Origin of the sequence: Corallococcus sp. AB049A, from assembly GCF_003668885.1 — a bacterium.
In the GTDB taxonomy this organism is placed as follows: Bacteria; Myxococcota; Myxococcia; order Myxococcales; family Myxococcaceae; genus Corallococcus; species Corallococcus interemptor.
This window is the reverse complement of record NZ_RAWL01001289.1, coordinates 1-413: the sequence shown is the minus strand read 5'-3', so window position 1 is coordinate 413 and position 413 is coordinate 1. Positions and strand designations below refer to the sequence as shown.

At 69.0% G+C, this 413-nt stretch carries 1 protein-coding gene; it reads left to right on the top strand.

The window, feature by feature from the left end; translation table 11 throughout:
- Positions 1-84 precede the first annotated feature (84 nt).
- The coding region (gene lepB / locus D7X55_RS47025) for a signal peptidase I (RefSeq protein WP_121725794.1) at positions 85-413 on the top strand (329 nt) is incomplete at its 3' end.

Here is a 413-nt window from a genome sequence, read left to right as displayed (position 1 = left end):
GGCTCGGCTCTACCGGATCGCGTCGCGGGAACCTCTCCCGCCTGGATGTGGTCTGATGCAGCTACCACCTACCCGGAGCCTGTCATGGATGCTGCTGCCCGTCCTCCCTTGTCCGAACGCGCGCTGGTCTGGCTGAAGAAGGAAGCATTGCCGCTGCTGGTGATGCTCGGCCTGCTCGCCGCCGCCCGCGATACCCTCGCCAACCACTACGTGGTGCCGAGTGGCTCGATGCAGCCGACCCTGCAGCCGGGCGACCGGGTGGTGGTGGACATGCGCGCCTACGGCCTGCGCCTGCCGTTCACCGGCAAGGAACTGATGGCCACCGGCGTCCCGCAGCGCGGTGAAGTGGCGGTGTTCGATTCACCGGCCGACGGCACCCGCCTGATCAAGCGCGTGGCGGCGGTGGCCGGTGA